Raw genomic sequence first — 14,821 nt, forward strand, 5'->3', positions numbered from 1 at the left:
TATGGCACGATTACGGGATGCCAAACCAAAGAACACATCTGGTTCTTACGCCCGGTTGTTTGGGAATGAAGCGTTAGGTGAATTGGCCAGCAAGATACAGTCAGCTGTAATCTCATCGGGGTCAGAACTGGAATCGATGATCGTGGAAGCTGTTCCCAACATCCCTAATCTGGACACCTTTTTGGAACAAGAAATCATGCCTGAGGGCGTGTTGCTTGCCCGAAAACGTGAAATTAAACGAAGTCGGACCTTGGATTTTTCGGGATCAGAGCCTGACTTTATGGTTTTCAAGCGCCGAAAAGGCGAGCAAAACTGCCATATAGTTGAGTTGAAGGACGGTCATGTGTTCGACACAAAAAAAGCTAGCGCAGAGAGGCAGTCAATGCACGGGTTCATTCAACGCAACGCCCAGCATATTCAATATCGGTTCCAGGCACACTTTTGTGCTTTCAATCAAGAAGACAAGCAAGCGATCTGGGAAGGATTCAAGAAGAGAATTTCAATCGATGAGGCAATGACAGGTCGGGAGTTTTGTGATTTGTTGGAAATTGATTACGACAGTATTGTGCGGGCGCGTCAGGCCGACGGCCCCGACAACGTAGAGTTTTTGTTGACCGAACTGGCTAAAATTGAACCAATCCAAACCCGCTTGCGAGAACTTCTCGGCTAAAACCAATGTATTCAATTTAGGAATTCGCATGACAAACCAACGTTACAATGCAGACCTGCCTGAACCCGCCGATCTGCACATCAGATCGAACAAATATCAACCGACCAAGGCTGAGTTGGAAGAAGAAATCGACATGCCTGAAATGTCATTGGATGAAATCAGGGCTGCATTCATGCGGCCAATGAGTATCAAGAAGCCTGATTAAAGAGAGCGCAGAGTGCTAAAATACCTTGCGCGGTTTTCGTTTTTATCGCGTCAATATGCGACAGTCCACTATAAAAATGTTACTTAAGTATATAATTCCCCATGAAAACCCGTCAGGGCCGAGGCGTTGTCGAAATGCCGAAACACGGTGATCAGGGCGTTCGGGTTGGTTCCCTCGCCATCCCAGATCGCGTCATAGCCCCAACCATTTTGACGCGCGGGGCTGTTGCGATAGCGGGTATCTCGGAACTCAAGGTACTGGGCCTGGTTCTGATGCGAGAACATGTGCAAATCGCCCAAGCTTTGATCCACCTGCGCGACGGGCAGCTCAAGAAGCGCAGCGCCCGCGGCCAGAAAGCTTGGGTCGGTGATCGAGAGGTCTGCGTCGGGGTCAAGGAAACTGACCCAGAACCGGTCCTCGATGACGTCAACGGCAGTCTCTCCGTGACAGACGGGGCCGCGGATGAAACTGCGTACGAAGAACAGTGCGTCGTCCAACAGGAATTGATAGCGGCTGCGCGCGGGGATCGCCGCGAAGGTCGAGAAGGGGTCTCCGCCCTCGGCGTCGCCATAGGAGGGCAGGTCGGTCAGTGCCCAATTGGGCTGCAGGAACAGCGCCTGAAACCGCATCATGCGATCAGGGCTCAGCGTATAGACGAGATGTTCCTTGTGGACGATGGTCTCATCGACCTGTTGCAAACGGTAGTAGAATGGCCCTTCGCCGGGATTATCAAACGGGCGGCGGGTGGCGATGATGTCGATCTCTTCTCCACCGGGTGTTCTGGACCGGACCATTTGAAAGAACCGCCGTGGGTCATCGCCTTCGAAATGCAGGCGGGCCAGAAACAGGTGTTCGAACAGATACCGGTTCATCAATTGCGCGCGCGGGTCGGAGGCGTTCAAAAATGTCTCCCAAGCGGAAACCTGCGCTTGGATATCATCCGGCAATGGCGTGGTCGCCTCAGGCAAGGCTGCTCCGCTCTGCACCCAATCCATCAGCAACGCATGTTCTGAGGCTGTCAGTGGAGGGGGTATGAATGATTTGTGATCGGCCAAACGCCCTGAATCTGTTAGAGGATTCGGGGAGGCGGATAGGTCTCAGGCTGGATGTTTTCGTAGGGCATTGTGACCCTGTAGTGGAGCTTAGCCTTCGCCTGTTTCCGAACAGCCCCCATAGGGCCCGGTTTTGGCCGGTGATCCTGCATAGGAGCTTGGTTTGGCCGTTCACGCCCCATTGGGGGCTCCGCCTCCTTGAGCAGGGAGTATAGCCATGGCTTACATAGGTGTCGATCTTCATACGAATTCCTTCACGATCTGTCGGCGTGAGACGGACGGATCGGAAACATTCCAAACCTTTCAACTGTCCGCGCAGGCGCTTGAGCAGTTCTGTCAGAGCCTTGATGCGGATGACGAACTGGCGGTCGAGGCCACCGGCAACACGGCCTGGTTCTGCGGTGAGGTGGAACCCTGTGTCGGCCGGATCGTTGTGGTCAACCCGCGCCAGTTTAAAGTGATCCGCACATCGGTGAAGAAAACCGATCGCAACGATGCCCGCGCCCTGGCGTTTTTCCTGTCGAAGGACATGCTGCCGGAAACCCGGCTCAAGTCCACTCAGGAAAGCGAACTGGCCTCGCTGACCCGGACGCGTGACATGCTGGTCAAACAGCGCACCATGCTGCTGAACGGCATCCACGCGATGTTTGTCCGCCACGGCATGAAGCTGAAGAAGGAAGGGTTGTCCAGCAAGAAGCGCCTGCGCGACCTGGATCTCAGCCGCTTCACACCGCTTGAGCAGGTCGAACTGGCGGCATTGCGGGACCAGGCGCTCGGCCTGACCGAAACCCTGAGCCGTCTCGACAAGGCCATCGAGGAGGCCGCCTCGGCCATGAAAGGCTTTGAGGGGCTCACCAGCATCAAGGGGATCGGTGCGCGATCTGCCGCGGTCCTGCTGGCGGGGATCGGCAGGGTTGAAGACTTCTCCGACGCGGACAAGCTGGCCGCCTATGTCGGCATCGTGCCCAAGGTGAGCAACTCAAACGAAACCGAACATCACGGGCGGATCACGAAGCGCGGCAACAAGCTCATGCGCACCACGCTGGTGCAATGTACGCTCATCGCGATCCGCTATTCGGGATATCTCAACAGCCATTATCGGCGCATCAAGGAACGCCGTGGCGCGGGCAAGGCGATCATAGCCACTGCCCGCAAGCTGCTCAAGATCATCTATGACACGCTCAAGAACGGCTGGGTCTTCGACGATTTTGTCGAATTTAAAATCAAACAAAATCAATGTCATGCTTGACAATCATCATAGGAGCAGTCCCATAGGGCATTCCGGCCATGGGATGGCTTTCGCGGAAGGCGTCGAACTCCTGATCGGTTGGGCAGTCCAAGGGGCGGTCAAGCGCCAGCCCCAACGAGTCCGGTAGGGGCGCGTTGGGGGGCAGAGGGTTCTCGGCCCCCAGTGCCAAATAGCGTTCTAGCAGGCTGGTCTCGCCTTGTGCCTGCGGAAGAACCGGATGGAACCCCAAATCCCGCCACCCCTCAACTGTTGTGGCATCCTGTCCCAAACGGGTGGGCTGGGCATCTTCCAGACGCTGCGAATGATAAACCGCCAGCTTGTTGCCGCCGCGCAAAAGCCCTTCGGGCGAGGTCAGCTTGACCTGACAGGGTGCGTCGTAGCAGCCATGGCAAACCACACATCGCTTGTCGAGAACCGGTTTGACCTGCGACCAGTCTGCCTGAGCGAAGGCGGAAAGGGGGACGATGATCCATGCGATCAGCGTTACCCAGAAATTGGCTGGCCGTGGCTTCTTTTGTCCCATTGCTCCACTCTTGGTCGTCGTATCCGGTTTGTCGAGTCCCCCATCCCGCTTGCGCCCGGCGTGCAGTTGCGCTCTTGTGAGGCGATCGATTTCCAACCCGACCCGGAGCTTGCCTTGGACTGGCGCGATCACGGCATTTTACTGACCACGCGCCGCCACGGTGAAACGGCCGCGATTATCGAGGTCTTCACTGAGGCCCATGGCCGTCACGCGGGCGTGGTGCGTGGGGGCACCAGCCGCAAAATCGCGCCGATCCTGCAGCCCGGCGCGCAGCTGGACGTGCTGTGGCGGGCGCGGCTTGAGGAACATATTGGCACTTTCCAAGTCGAACCGCTGCGGTCGCGCGCGGCGGCGGCATTTTCCGGTCGGCTTGCGTTGGCGGGGCTGAACGCCGTGGTGTCGCTGTTGTCCTTTTGCCTGCCCGAACGCGAGCCGCATCCCGCCATCTACACCCAGACCGAGCAGTTGATGGATCTGCTCGGGCAGGATGAGATCTGGCCGCTGGCCTACCTGCGCTGGGAACTTGCACTGCTTGAGGAACTCGGCTTTGGCCTCGACTTGACCTCCTGCGCTGTGACCGGCGCGACCGAGGGGCTGGTCTATGTCTCACCCAAAACGGGTCGGGCCGTCAGCGTTGAAGGCGCAGGGGAATGGGCCGATCGCCTGTTGCCCCTGCCTGCCTGTCTTCGGGGCGAAGGGACGGCCCCGGATGCCGAGATCGTGCAGGGACTGAACACGACGGGGTATTTCATGGAACACCGTGTTGCACCTGCGCTTGGCCATCACCCGCTACCTGAGGCGCGGGCGCGGTTCATCGAGAGGCTTACTCGGCGGCTTTGAACACCATCTCGTGCCCGTCCCCATTCCGAAGGATCAGAACATCGCCCGAAACCTCGGATTGAGTCATCGCCAACAGGGCGGCGAAATACATGCCCTCGGCCTCAAGCGCGGCACAGGCGGCGCGGGTGGCGGCAAGGTCCTTGATCTCGAACCAGGGATAGGGCGCGTTTAGCGTGCCCTTGTAGCTATTGCAGGGGGCATTGCTGGCGATTTTGCCCTCCTCGGGGAATTGCAGCAGGGCGCTGGCTTCAAAGGGCAGCCCGTCAATCTCTTGCAGCACCCAGGACCGGTCAGACGCGCCATAGGCGGCCACGGTTTCGTCGCGGTCGCATTGAAACAGGGCCATCAAGGGCAGAACGAGGGTCAGGCGTAGCATGGGCACAATCTAGCGCGACTTCGGTTTGTGCTGAACCGGAATCTCAGCTGCCCGCGCTGGCCGAGATCAGCTCTTCGCGCACCTCCAGCCGGGGCCGCCAGTTGTAACGGTCGTCTTCCGAGATCTCGCCCCAGAACAGGTCGCCGCTCTGCCGCCAGGGATCAAGGATCACGCCGTCCTTCAGGCTGTCTCCCCGCGCGCTGATCGCTGCCGAATGGTGGATGATGCGGAACGTGGTCGGAGGAGAGGTGGCCCAATGCACATCCAGCGTTTGAAAGTTCTCTTGCTGCAAGCGCCGGGTCATGGCCTGCGCCCAGTCATTGCATAGGCCGTAGTCGCGAAAGCCGTTGATGACCTTGGCGTTGTGAACGATCGGCGAATCCGTCACGTTCCAGTCCCGCTTCAACTGCTGCGAATAGCTGTACGAGATTTCCGCGGCGCGGCGGGCCTCGGCCGGATCGACATCGGGGCCAAGGTTGCGGATCTCAAGCGCCAGCCCATCGACATCCGCCCGTGTAACGGTCGAAGACGGAGCGCAGGCCCCAAGGGTCAGCATCACCAAGGCAGCCAGCAGCGCGGTCAGGCGTATCACGTTTGTCTCTCCGTCCGGGTTTCGAAAGGTCGTGTAAGTGATCTGCGCAGGATCGGGAAGGGGGAAGTTGCAGTGAGGAGTGTTCGGAATTGGTTATGTACGCGTGGTTAGCGCCACGGACAAAATGTGCAGTTCAAGAAAAAAACCCGGCGCGGGCGCCGGGTTCAGTTGGGGAAATGAAGTTGCCGAATTTCGGTCAGCCCAGCAGACGCCGTGCAATGACCTGTGCCTGAATTTCGGCAGCCCCTTCGAAAATGTTCAGGATACGCGCGTCGCAAAGGACGCGGCTGATCTTGTATTCCAGCGCGAAGCCGTTACCGCCGTGAATCTGCAGCCCGTTATCGGCCGCGGCCCAGGCCACACGTGCGCCCAGCAGCTTGGCCATACCGGCCTCTAGATCGCAGCGTTGTCCGTGGTCTTTTTCCCAAGCCGAGAAATAGGTCAGCTGCCGCGCGATCATGATCTCAACCGCCATCATCGCCAGCTTGCCGGAAACGCGCGGGAAGTTGATCAGCGATTTACCAAACTGCTTGCGGTCCTGCGCATATTGCATCGCGATATCCAGCGCACTTTGCGCAACGCCGATGGCGCGGGCGGCGGTCTGGATGCGGGCGGATTCAAAAGTCTCCATCAACTGTTTGAAGCCTTTGCCTTCTTCGCCGCCCAGAAGGTTTTCACCCTTCACGTGGAAGCCGTCGAATCCCAGCTCGTATTCCTTCATGCCGCGATAGCCCAGCACCTCGATCTCACCGCCGGTCATGCCGGGGGTGGGGAAGGGGGCTTCGTCCGTGCCCGGAGTCTTTTCGGCCAGGAACATCGACAGGCCACGGTGATCCGTGCTGTCAGAATTGGTGCGTGCCAGCAGGGTCATCACATGGGTGCGGGCCGCGTGAGTTATCCACGTTTTGTTGCCCGTGATCTCATAGTCGCCATCGGCGTTTTTGACCGCGCGTGTGCGCAGGCTGCCCAGATCCGAGCCGGTGTTGGGTTCGGTGAACACGGCCGTCGGGAGGATCTCGGCGCTGGCCAGTTTCGGCAGCCAGTTCGCTTTTTGCTCATCCGTGCCGCCTGCGATGATCAACTCGGCCGCGATCTCGGAGCGTGTGCCCAGAGAGCCGACGCCGATATAGCCACGCGAAAGCTCCTCGGACACCACGCACATCGAGGCTTTCGACAGGCCGAACCCGCCGAATTCCTCGGGAATGGTCAGGCCGAAAACGCCCATCTCGGCCAGTTCTTCGATGACTTCGATCGGGATCAGTTCGTCCTTGAGGTGCCAGTCATGGGCGTGCGGTTCGACCTTTTCGACGGCATAACGGTGGAATTGGTCTCGGATCATCTCAAGTTCTTCGTCCAGACCCGACGCGCCGAACATGGTGGCTCCCGCCTGGTCTTCCATCAGGGCGACAAGGCGAGACCGCGCGGCTTGCGTATTGGCCCGCGCCATCAGCGTCTGGATCTCAGAAGTCTGGAACCCGGACAGAGCGTCCCAGCCCAGCCCCAGATCCTGCAGGCGTACAACTTCGCCTTGGTTCATGGGGATACCACCAGCGACCTGATGCAAATACTCACCAAAGGCGATCTGGTGCAGCAGTTGCTCAATCTCGCTAAACTTGCCGTCCGCTTCAAGCGCTTCGGCCCAGCGTTGCATCTGCGCGAGGGACTGATGATAGGTCGCCAGCCATGCCAGCCCGTGGGCCGCTGTCTGGTTCGCCTCGATCAACGCGCCCGAGACGCGACCGTCAGCCTCGACCATGGACCGTACCGAATCGCGCGCGCGCTCAAATACAGCTTCAACCGCTGGTACAGCGGCCTTTGTCAGGGCCAAAAGGTCCGGCAAAATCGCAGCTGTCGTCATCTGGGTCATATCCTGTCCGTCATGGGCCATGAATCACGTCCTCTTTTGCGTCGTCTGGTCATATCATGCTGCACGTGCAGCGCAACAAAAATACTTATTACGTAGCGAAAAAGTTCAAATATTACCTTGGCATTTTTGCAGTGCAGAGAGCGCACAGGGTGATATCTAGACGCCATGACATTGTTTTCCACACTCTCTCCGACCGATCTTGCCCTTGCCGCCGCGATTGCCTGTCTTGCCGGATGGGTCAAAGGCATGGTCGGTTTTGCGATGCCGATGGTTCTGGTTTCGGGGTTGAGTATGTTTCTGCCGCCCGAGCTTGCTGTTGCCGGTCTGATCTTCTCGACCGTCGTGACCAACGGCGTACAGGCGCTGCAGGAAGGGGGGCGGGCGGCTATCGCGTCGATCCGACGGTTCCGGGTCTTTCTGAGCGTCGGTTTGATCTTTCTGCTGCTCGGGGCACAACTTGTGACGCTGGTTCCAGCTTCGACCTTCCTGATGTTGATCGGCATTCCGGTGACAGCCTTTGCATTGCTGCAGATCCTCGGGGTTACCTTTTCCCTTAAGGCGGCATCAGCGCGTATAGAAGCGATCTTCGGCGTAATTGCAGGCTTTGTCGGTGGGATATCGGGCGTCTGGGGGGCCCCGACCGTGGCGTATCTGACGGCCCGGAACACCCCAAAGCAAGAGCAGTTGAGAGTGCAGGGCGTGATCTATGGTTTGGGTGCTATTGCGTTGACAGTGGCACATATCGGATCAGGGATACTGAACCGAGAGACTGCGCCGTTCTCAGCCGTTTTGGTCGTGCCAGCCCTTGCGGGTTTGTGGCTGGGGATGCGATTGCAGGACCGCATTGATCAGGCCCTGTTTCGGAAAATAACCCTGTTGGTACTGTTGGTTGCTGGGCTGAACCTTGTCCGCCGTGGTCTGTTCGGTTAGCGGATCACGCCCGCTTGTCCGCAAAGCGAAAAGCGAAATAGAGGCCGAGCATCAGGAAGAACAGGCCCGAGACGTCTCCGATCAGAAAGGCGATGTACTCAACGGTCGCACTGCCGAAGGCTAAATTCGTCAGACCCGAGACCAGGAACGAGGTTACAACGCCGACGCCCATGATGCAGATCCAGCAGGGTTTCCGGTCGGCGCGCGGGAACAAATCCCAGCCGAGCCACTTGCAGAGATAGAAGACCGCGGGAACCGTTGTTACTGCGATTGCCATCGCCATAAGGCGGCTGGGCAGGAACACATCGCTGCCACCGAGTGCTGCGAAAACGATGAAAACACCGGGAAGAAGGGCAAAGATCGCCCTCCAGCCCAATAGCCACGCGGATAAAACGCGCACGCCGTGTGGCAAAAACAGCAAACTTGCCCGGCTTGGATATTCGGGAAAGAACAAGTTCTGCAAAGGCATCAGGACCTCAAAAGTGAGGAAGGATGCGATCACATAGGCCAAAGAGGCAAAAAATGTTTCCGAGGCCCACTTGCGCACGTCGATCAGCCGTTGATCTGCCGGGGCGCGGCGTCACCGTGGTGCATGTACGATATACCGTCCGCGATTGGCTGTGCCGCTTTGCGACAGATAACCCTTTTCGACCAGCGACTTCAGCGCGCGGAAAAAGGTGGGCCGCGAAACGCTCTGGACCAGAGTGTGTTCGATCAAGCCGAATGTCCGGACTTCTTGGTCGGCTTTCGATAGCTCTTCGGCAGCGTAATAAATGTCGCGCTCGACCGGAGAAAGCTGTTCAAGGCCCAGTGTGCGCTCCATGCTTTGCATGAGCTTGCGAAGTTCGGTGAGTTTCGAGATTTCGGTCATATCTTACCTGTCTTTTTCGTGCCAACGCGGCCAAAGCCGAAACCTGGAAAATATGTCCAAACACCGTGGTGTCTGGCTGGTTTCAGGGCTATTTACCAGACGTCAAAAAGCGCTTGCAAATCATTTGATTGAGTGAATCCATTCTATGGATGTCAGGTACAGGAGGTTTCAGCGATGGTATCGGTTCGTTCAGTATTGCGTCAAATTCCCGACCCGCGCGGCAAAAAGGGCCGTCAACACCCACTTGAAGCGCTGGTCGGGTTGATGCTTCTCTCCATGCTCAGTGGGCGCAAGGGTATGATGGCGGCGTTCCGCCTTGGTCGTACGCTCACGCCGCGTCAACTCATGCGCTTGGGGTTCCGTCGCGGGCGCGCGTCACCCTGCCATGCAACGCTAACGGAAACGCTACGTATCCTCGACCCGGCTACCCTGGCGCAGGCGTTTGGGCGGCTTACGGCACCAGCACAAGATGATGAAGCTCACCATCAGATCGCCATTGATGGCAAAACTCTACGTGGCAGCAAGGACGCGGCAGGCAAGGCGGAACATGTGTTGTCGGGGTTCTGCGCGACGCTTGAACAATCCGTCGGACACACATCATCGCGCGGCAAGGGCATGGAAATACCTGATGCCCTGCGGCTGCTGAACCAGATTGACCTTGCGGGACAGATCGTCACCGGGGATGCCATTTTCTGCCAAAAAACAGTCACTTCCAAAGTTGTGGAAAGGGGTGGCGATTACGTGTTCCCTGTAAAGAACAATCAGAAAGACCTGCGGGGAGAAATCGAAACGGCGTTCAAGACGCCGGTTTTTCCCCCTGTTGGAATGGCGGGAGACGCCGCAATCGGGGCACGGCAGAATCGACCAGCGCCGCATCGAGATCCTTCCCGTCGAGGCATTGAGTGAGCACATGCGCAAGCAGTGGCCAACGATCCGCAGTATCGCCTGCATCAGCCGAACCCGCGAGCATATCCGCGCCGGGCAGATTACCAGAACACAGGCCGAGACAGTGTATCTCATCACCAGCCTGACGCGGCCCAAACCCAAAGACATCCTGCGCCTGAACCGTAACCATTGGCGCATCGAGACCATGCACCGCGACAAGGATGTCACTCTGGGAGAGGATCGCTACACCAACCGATCTGACAACGCGCCACGCAATATCTTTACCCTTGTCAGCGCGACCAGAACCTTGCTCAAGCGCATATCGAAATCACCAACAAAGGCTATCGAAATGATGCAGGACAACCGCGCACGGGCTATCAGAATCGTCACAGATCAACCCAAAAAACACCTTTCTCTGAATCGCCCTGGGCTGGTTTCATATTGACACTTTACCCCATCTACTTAGACTAGCGTCGTGATTAGGTTGCCCAATTCGCTGGTGTGAGTGTCCGCGCATGAGCTGCCCAAAGGTTATTTTAAGATTCGGCCCGGTGCAAAAGCTCCGGGCCAATTTAATGTAGCGAGTGTAGCGTATCGGAAACTTCGGAACAACGCATTTGTATATGCTGTTTCCGCGCGGTAACCGGAAGGTGAACGCTCAGGCATAGAAAAGGGCGCCGAAGCGCCCTTGATTCAGGTCAGCCGATGGCAACAGCCTTGATGTCTTCGTCGATGAACGGAATGTACTGTTCAAAGTTCTCCGCAAACATCTGCACCAGCTTCTCTGCCTGCTTGTCGAACGCAACCTGATCATCCCAAGTGCGGCGCGGATCCAGCAGAACCTCAGGCACTCCGGGAACCGAGACAGGCACGTCGAAGCCGAAATTGGCGTCCTTGCGGTACTCGGCATCGGCCAGCGAACCGTCCAGCGCGGCGGTCAGCAGGGCGCGGGTCGCCTTGATCGGCATCCTGCTGCCAATCCCGTAGGCGCCACCGGTCCAGCCTGTGTTGACCAGCCAGCAGGTCGCGCCGTGCTGGGCGATCTTGTCACGCAGCAGGTTGCCATAGGCCTCAGGGCGGCGCGGCATGAAAGGCGCGCCAAAGCAGGTCGAGAAGGTTGGCTGCGGTTCGGTCACGCCACGTTCGGTACCTGCCACCTTAAAGGTGAAGCCCGACAGGAAGTGATACATGGCCTGCGCCGGTGTCAGCCGCGCGATCGGAGGCAGAACGCCGAACGCATCACAAGTCAGCATGATGATGTTCTTGGGATGACCGCCCAGAGCGCTGCTGGATGCGTTCGAGATATACTCTAGCGGGTAGGCACAGCGCATGTTCGCAGTCAGCGAGTCATCGTCGAAATCCAGTTCTTTGGTTTCGGGATCGAAGACCATGTTCTCGATCACCGTGCCGAATTTCGAGGTTGTCGCGTAGATCTCGGGCTCAGCCTCGGCGTTCAGGTTGATGGTCTTGGCATAGCAGCCGCCTTCAAAGTTGAAGGTACCACGATCCGACCAGCCATGTTCGTCGTCACCGATCAGAATGCGTGCTGGATCGGCGGACAAGGTGGTCTTGCCGGTGCCCGACAGGCCGAAGAAGACAGCGGTGTCGACCGGGTTGCCAACGGCGTGGTTGGCCGAGCAGTGCATCGGCATCACGCCTTTTTCCGGCAACATGTAGTTCAGCAGCGTAAAGACGGATTTCTTGTTCTCGCCCGCGTATTCGGTGCCACCGATCAGGATCAGCTTGCGGTCGAAGTTCAGTGCAATGACTGTCTCGCTACGGCAATTGTGCTTGGCGGGATCCGCTTGGAAGCTGGGGCAGTTGATGATGGTGAAGTCAGCCGTGAAATCATCCAGATCTTCGCGATCCGGGCGGCGCAGCAGATGGCGGATGAACAGGTTGTGCCAGGCCAACTCGGTGACCATACGCACATTGATCGAATAAGTCGGATCGGCCCCGCCAACGAGGTCCTGCACAAAATAGTCGCGGCCTTTCATATGGGCCCGCATGTCCTCGTACAGTGCGTCAAAGCCTTCGGGGCTCATGGCGGCGTTGTTTTCCCACCAGATGCTGTCGGCGACGCTGTCGGTTTTCACAACGTGTTTGTCCTTAGGCGAACGGCCAGTAAACTTGCCGGTGGTGACCAGAAAGGCCCCGCCATTGCCAAGGGTGCCTTCGCCGCGCTTCAGCGCTTCTTCGATCAGCGCCGGTTCCATGAAGTTGTAATAGACATTGCCCAGACCCTCGATGCCCTGATCTTCGAGGCGGAATTGCGGGTTAACCCGTCCAGATGTCATGTGTGTCTTCTCCTGTGGCGGCGCAGAGGCAGTTCGGCCCGGTGCGCTCTTGGGGCAATCATGCCGGACGACTCCGGCGGACAGGCGTCCTCTTATCATGGTCGTTTAGGGCATGAACAGGAGGCTTTGACGCAGTTAGCGCAACCAAGTCTAGGTTTAGCGCCATCACAAATTTCCTGTCGGAAAACCGGGCAGCATTTTGCGGTCGGCAAGGCATTTTTGCCGCAGAACTGCCGCAAGAAAGGCTTGATTCGTGGTTACGGATTGATTCGGCGCCTTAAAACCGCCAACAATATCCTACAAAAAAGCGTATTATTGCGTATATGAGCAGGAATAGGGGTGACCCCAATGTCAAAGATTGCACTAGTGGATGACGATAGAAACATTCTTACGTCGGTATCCATGACGCTCGAAGCCGAGGGTTTCGAGGTTGAAACGTATAATGACGGTCAGGCTGCGCTGGATGCTTTCAACAAAAAGCTGCCCGATATGGCTGTTCTGGATATCAAGATGCCGCGGATGGACGGGATGGATCTGTTGCAGCGGCTGCGCCAGAAAACCCAGATGCCGGTTATCTTTCTGACCTCCAAGGATGACGAGATCGACGAAGTTCTGGGTCTGCGCATGGGCGCGGACGACTATGTGAAGAAGCCGTTTTCGCAGCGCCTTCTGGTCGAACGTATTCGCGCCTTGCTGCGTCGTCAGGAGGCCACCGAGGGCGATAGCGCTGCGGTCAACACCGGTGATGCGAAGGTCATGGAACGTGGTGAGTTGCGGATGGACCCGCTGCGTCACGCGGTGACCTGGAAGGGTAATGATGTTTCATTGACCGTGACCGAGTTTCTGCTTCTGCAGGCCCTGGCACAACGCCCGGGCTTCGTCAAAAGCCGCGACCAGCTGATGGATGTGGCCTATGATGATCAGGTCTATGTCGACGACCGCACCATCGACAGCCACATCAAACGTCTTCGCAAGAAGATGCGCGCCGCTGATCCTGAGTTCTCGGCCATCGAGACGCTCTATGGTATTGGCTACCGCTACAACGAAGAATGTCGAGAACATTCTGAATTGTCCGGTGTAGGTAACATGCCAATTGTCCGCTTCAGTTGATTGCGCGGTGGCCCAATTCGGAGGGAGCCGTAGGCGACCGTAGATTTGGGCCACCGCGTTCGCGCCACGTCGAAGCGGGTCACGCGACTTTGTGTTTGCTATCCTCCTGTGTGATGGGTGATCCGTCAGGCTGGTAGCGGCCAATGCATCTCGGGCCGTGGAAGATGACCAGTTGACCATCGGGGTATTCGTGGACCCTGACCTTCGCCTTGACGAAATGATGACGGTGCCTGTCTGCCGCGATCTGCATGACCAGGCCCTTGTAGCGCACCGTATTGTCGTTGCCGACGACGCGGTCTTCCTGCACACACAGGGTGTCGCGCACATTGCCTGTAAACGGCACGAAGGCCGAGGTCGTATCCTCCGGCTCCTTTGCAAACAGGGCATTGTGTTCGGGAAGATAGACCTCTTTCAGGAACTGATTGGCCTCTTCAATGGTTGTGATCCCATGGGACCGCAGTTCCTGCGGCAATCGGTTCTGGAACGTGCCAAACATGCGTTCAGACCGTCCACGGGCCTGCGGTGAATAGGCCGGGATCAGCTCAATGCCGAGTTGCTGCAAGGCGCGCCCGACCTGGGTCAGATTGTCCTTGTCCACTTTGCCGCCCGCTTCGGGCGTATGCCAGTAATGAGAGCCCCGATCGGCATAGAGCGAGCAAAACAGACCTTGCGCCTCGATCACCTCTGTCAGCCCCTGAAAACTGCTCATCGTCCCTTCTTCCTCGACAAAGAATGCCGAATAAACCCGGTTGGTGGCATCGTCCATGGTGACGATCAGATCCCACCACTGACCCGGAACCCATTCATGGCTGGAGCCGTCCTGATGCAACATCATGCCAACCATCGGACGGCGGGGCCGCTTGCGCCGATGGGCACCTCGTCGGGGTGCTGCCTGAACCCGGCCGTGGCGCTGCAGTGTAAGCCGCACCCAGTTGTAGCTCTGTGTGAAACCATGGTGGGCCACCAGCTTCTCGTGGAAATGCTTCGGCGTGTAATCCCAGTACTTGGTATCAAACAGTTCAAGCATCTCCATGACCTTATCCGTGGCAACACGATTGTTGGCCAGTTTGCCAAGCCGACGGTCGTACAGACCTTCTGCACCATCCGCCTCAAATCGATCCTCCCAACGCCTGACGGTGCGCACGGATACACCCAGTATCTCAGCCGCCTGTTCTTGCGTCAGCTTGTTCGCGCTTCGCCGCGAATACACATCTTCAAACTTCATCAGTCGAACTTCCTGTAACACTTCTGCTCGGTTCATAACGCCTCCTCTCAGAGACAGAATAGAACCGGACAGATCGCATGTTACATACACCGGACATATCGCGTGTTAGCGACACCGCTACAACGAAGA

The 14,821-nt window shown here is 57.6% G+C and carries 17 protein-coding genes and 1 pseudogene; 9 read left to right on the forward strand and 9 right to left on the reverse strand.

Annotated features, from left to right (window positions below; genetic code table 11):
* Window position 1 precedes the first annotated feature (1 nt).
* Window positions 2-670, forward strand: coding sequence for a hypothetical protein (locus ACOERD_RS01250; protein WP_419737676.1), 669 nt, complete (start codon window positions 2-4; stop codon window positions 668-670).
* 28 nt (window positions 671-698) lie between these two features.
* The gene (locus ACOERD_RS01255; RefSeq protein WP_419737675.1) at window positions 699-875 is read left to right on the forward strand and encodes a hypothetical protein; all 177 of its coding nucleotides are present in this window, start codon (window positions 699-701) and stop codon (window positions 873-875) included.
* 83 nt (window positions 876-958) lie between these two features.
* Here ACOERD_RS01255 and ACOERD_RS01260 read toward each other — a convergent pair whose 3' ends face one another.
* Window positions 959-1,930, reverse strand: coding sequence for a fatty acid cis/trans isomerase (locus ACOERD_RS01260; protein ID WP_419737762.1), 972 nt, complete (start codon window positions 1,928-1,930; stop codon window positions 959-961).
* A 214-nt stretch (window positions 1,931-2,144) separates the two neighbouring features.
* Here ACOERD_RS01260 and ACOERD_RS01265 point away from each other — a divergent pair, with 214 nt between their 5' ends.
* Window positions 2,145-3,176 (forward strand): IS110 family transposase, encoded by a 1,032-nt coding sequence (locus ACOERD_RS01265; RefSeq protein ID WP_419737763.1) that lies wholly within the window; start codon window positions 2,145-2,147, stop codon window positions 3,174-3,176.
* Here ACOERD_RS01265 and ACOERD_RS01270 read toward each other — a convergent pair.
* A complete protein-coding gene (locus ACOERD_RS01270) occupies window positions 3,151-3,699 on the reverse strand; it encodes a fatty acid cis/trans isomerase (protein ID WP_419737764.1) in 549 nt (182 codons plus the stop codon). The genes ACOERD_RS01265 and ACOERD_RS01270 overlap by 26 nt on opposite strands.
* Before the next feature lie 114 nt (window positions 3,700-3,813).
* Between ACOERD_RS01270 and recO the strand changes: the two genes are divergently transcribed.
* Complete coding sequence (gene recO, locus ACOERD_RS01275) at window positions 3,814-4,539, forward strand: DNA repair protein RecO (RefSeq protein WP_419737765.1); 726 nt, start codon at window positions 3,814-3,816, stop codon at window positions 4,537-4,539.
* Here the strand turns inward: recO and ACOERD_RS01280 are convergent.
* From ACOERD_RS01280 to ACOERD_RS01290, 3 genes are all read right to left on the reverse strand, one after another.
* Window positions 4,523-4,915: an META domain-containing protein gene (locus ACOERD_RS01280; protein WP_419737766.1), complete on the reverse strand. Its 393-nt coding sequence runs from the start codon at window positions 4,913-4,915 to the stop codon at window positions 4,523-4,525. The two genes, recO and ACOERD_RS01280, sit on opposite strands and share 17 nt — an antisense overlap.
* Before the next feature lie 43 nt (window positions 4,916-4,958).
* Complete coding sequence (locus ACOERD_RS01285; protein WP_419737767.1) at window positions 4,959-5,507, reverse strand: hypothetical protein; 549 nt, start codon at window positions 5,505-5,507, stop codon at window positions 4,959-4,961.
* Between the two features lie 196 nt (window positions 5,508-5,703).
* A complete protein-coding gene (locus tag ACOERD_RS01290) occupies window positions 5,704-7,395 on the reverse strand; it encodes an acyl-CoA dehydrogenase family protein (protein WP_419737768.1) in 1,692 nt (563 codons plus the stop codon).
* Window positions 7,396-7,539: 144 nt separating this feature from the next.
* Between ACOERD_RS01290 and ACOERD_RS01295 the strand changes: the two genes are divergently transcribed.
* Complete coding sequence (locus ACOERD_RS01295) at window positions 7,540-8,304, forward strand: sulfite exporter TauE/SafE family protein (protein ID WP_419737769.1); 765 nt, start codon at window positions 7,540-7,542, stop codon at window positions 8,302-8,304.
* Window positions 8,305-8,308: 4 nt separating this feature from the next.
* Here the strand turns inward: ACOERD_RS01295 and ACOERD_RS01300 are convergent, their stop codons facing one another.
* The gene (locus ACOERD_RS01300) at window positions 8,309-8,806 is read right to left on the reverse strand and encodes a hypothetical protein (protein ID WP_419737815.1); all 498 of its coding nucleotides are present in this window, start codon (window positions 8,804-8,806) and stop codon (window positions 8,309-8,311) included.
* A gap of 78 nt (window positions 8,807-8,884) precedes the next feature.
* A complete protein-coding gene (locus tag ACOERD_RS01305; protein ID WP_170380432.1) occupies window positions 8,885-9,175 on the reverse strand; it encodes a hypothetical protein in 291 nt (96 codons plus the stop codon).
* Window positions 9,176-9,349: 174 nt separating this feature from the next.
* Between ACOERD_RS01305 and ACOERD_RS01310 the strand changes: the two genes are divergently transcribed.
* Together ACOERD_RS01310 and ACOERD_RS01315 are read left to right on the forward strand one after the other, a co-directional pair.
* Window positions 9,350-10,081: an ISAs1 family transposase gene (locus tag ACOERD_RS01310; protein ID WP_419737770.1), complete on the forward strand. Its 732-nt coding sequence runs from the start codon at window positions 9,350-9,352 to the stop codon at window positions 10,079-10,081.
* The gene (locus ACOERD_RS01315; RefSeq protein ID WP_419737771.1) at window positions 9,996-10,505 is read left to right on the forward strand and encodes an ISAs1 family transposase; all 510 of its coding nucleotides are present in this window, start codon (window positions 9,996-9,998) and stop codon (window positions 10,503-10,505) included. Before ACOERD_RS01310 ends, ACOERD_RS01315 begins: the two co-directional genes overlap by 86 nt.
* A gap of 253 nt (window positions 10,506-10,758) precedes the next feature.
* On the opposite strand, the gene ACOERD_RS01320 is transcribed toward ACOERD_RS01315, so the two are convergent.
* The gene (locus ACOERD_RS01320; RefSeq protein WP_419737772.1) at window positions 10,759-12,357 is read right to left on the reverse strand and encodes a phosphoenolpyruvate carboxykinase; all 1,599 of its coding nucleotides are present in this window, start codon (window positions 12,355-12,357) and stop codon (window positions 10,759-10,761) included.
* 60 nt (window positions 12,358-12,417) lie between these two features.
* Here ACOERD_RS01320 and ACOERD_RS01325 point away from each other — a divergent pair, with 60 nt between their 5' ends.
* Complete coding sequence (locus tag ACOERD_RS01325; protein WP_170692768.1) at window positions 12,418-12,684, forward strand: hypothetical protein; 267 nt, start codon at window positions 12,418-12,420, stop codon at window positions 12,682-12,684.
* Window positions 12,685-12,705: 21 nt separating this feature from the next.
* Window positions 12,706-13,407: pseudogene (locus tag ACOERD_RS01330) on the forward strand (response regulator transcription factor); the annotation flags it as partial.
* Window positions 13,408-13,546: 139 nt separating this feature from the next.
* Here the strand turns inward: ACOERD_RS01330 and ACOERD_RS01335 are convergent.
* A complete protein-coding gene (locus ACOERD_RS01335; RefSeq protein WP_419737631.1) occupies window positions 13,547-14,728 on the reverse strand; it encodes an ISNCY family transposase in 1,182 nt (393 codons plus the stop codon).
* Between the last annotated feature and the right edge of the window lie 93 nt (window positions 14,729-14,821).

It is taken from the genome of Ruegeria sp., assembly GCF_965199275.1.
GTDB lineage: Bacteria > Pseudomonadota > Alphaproteobacteria > Rhodobacterales > Rhodobacteraceae > Ruegeria.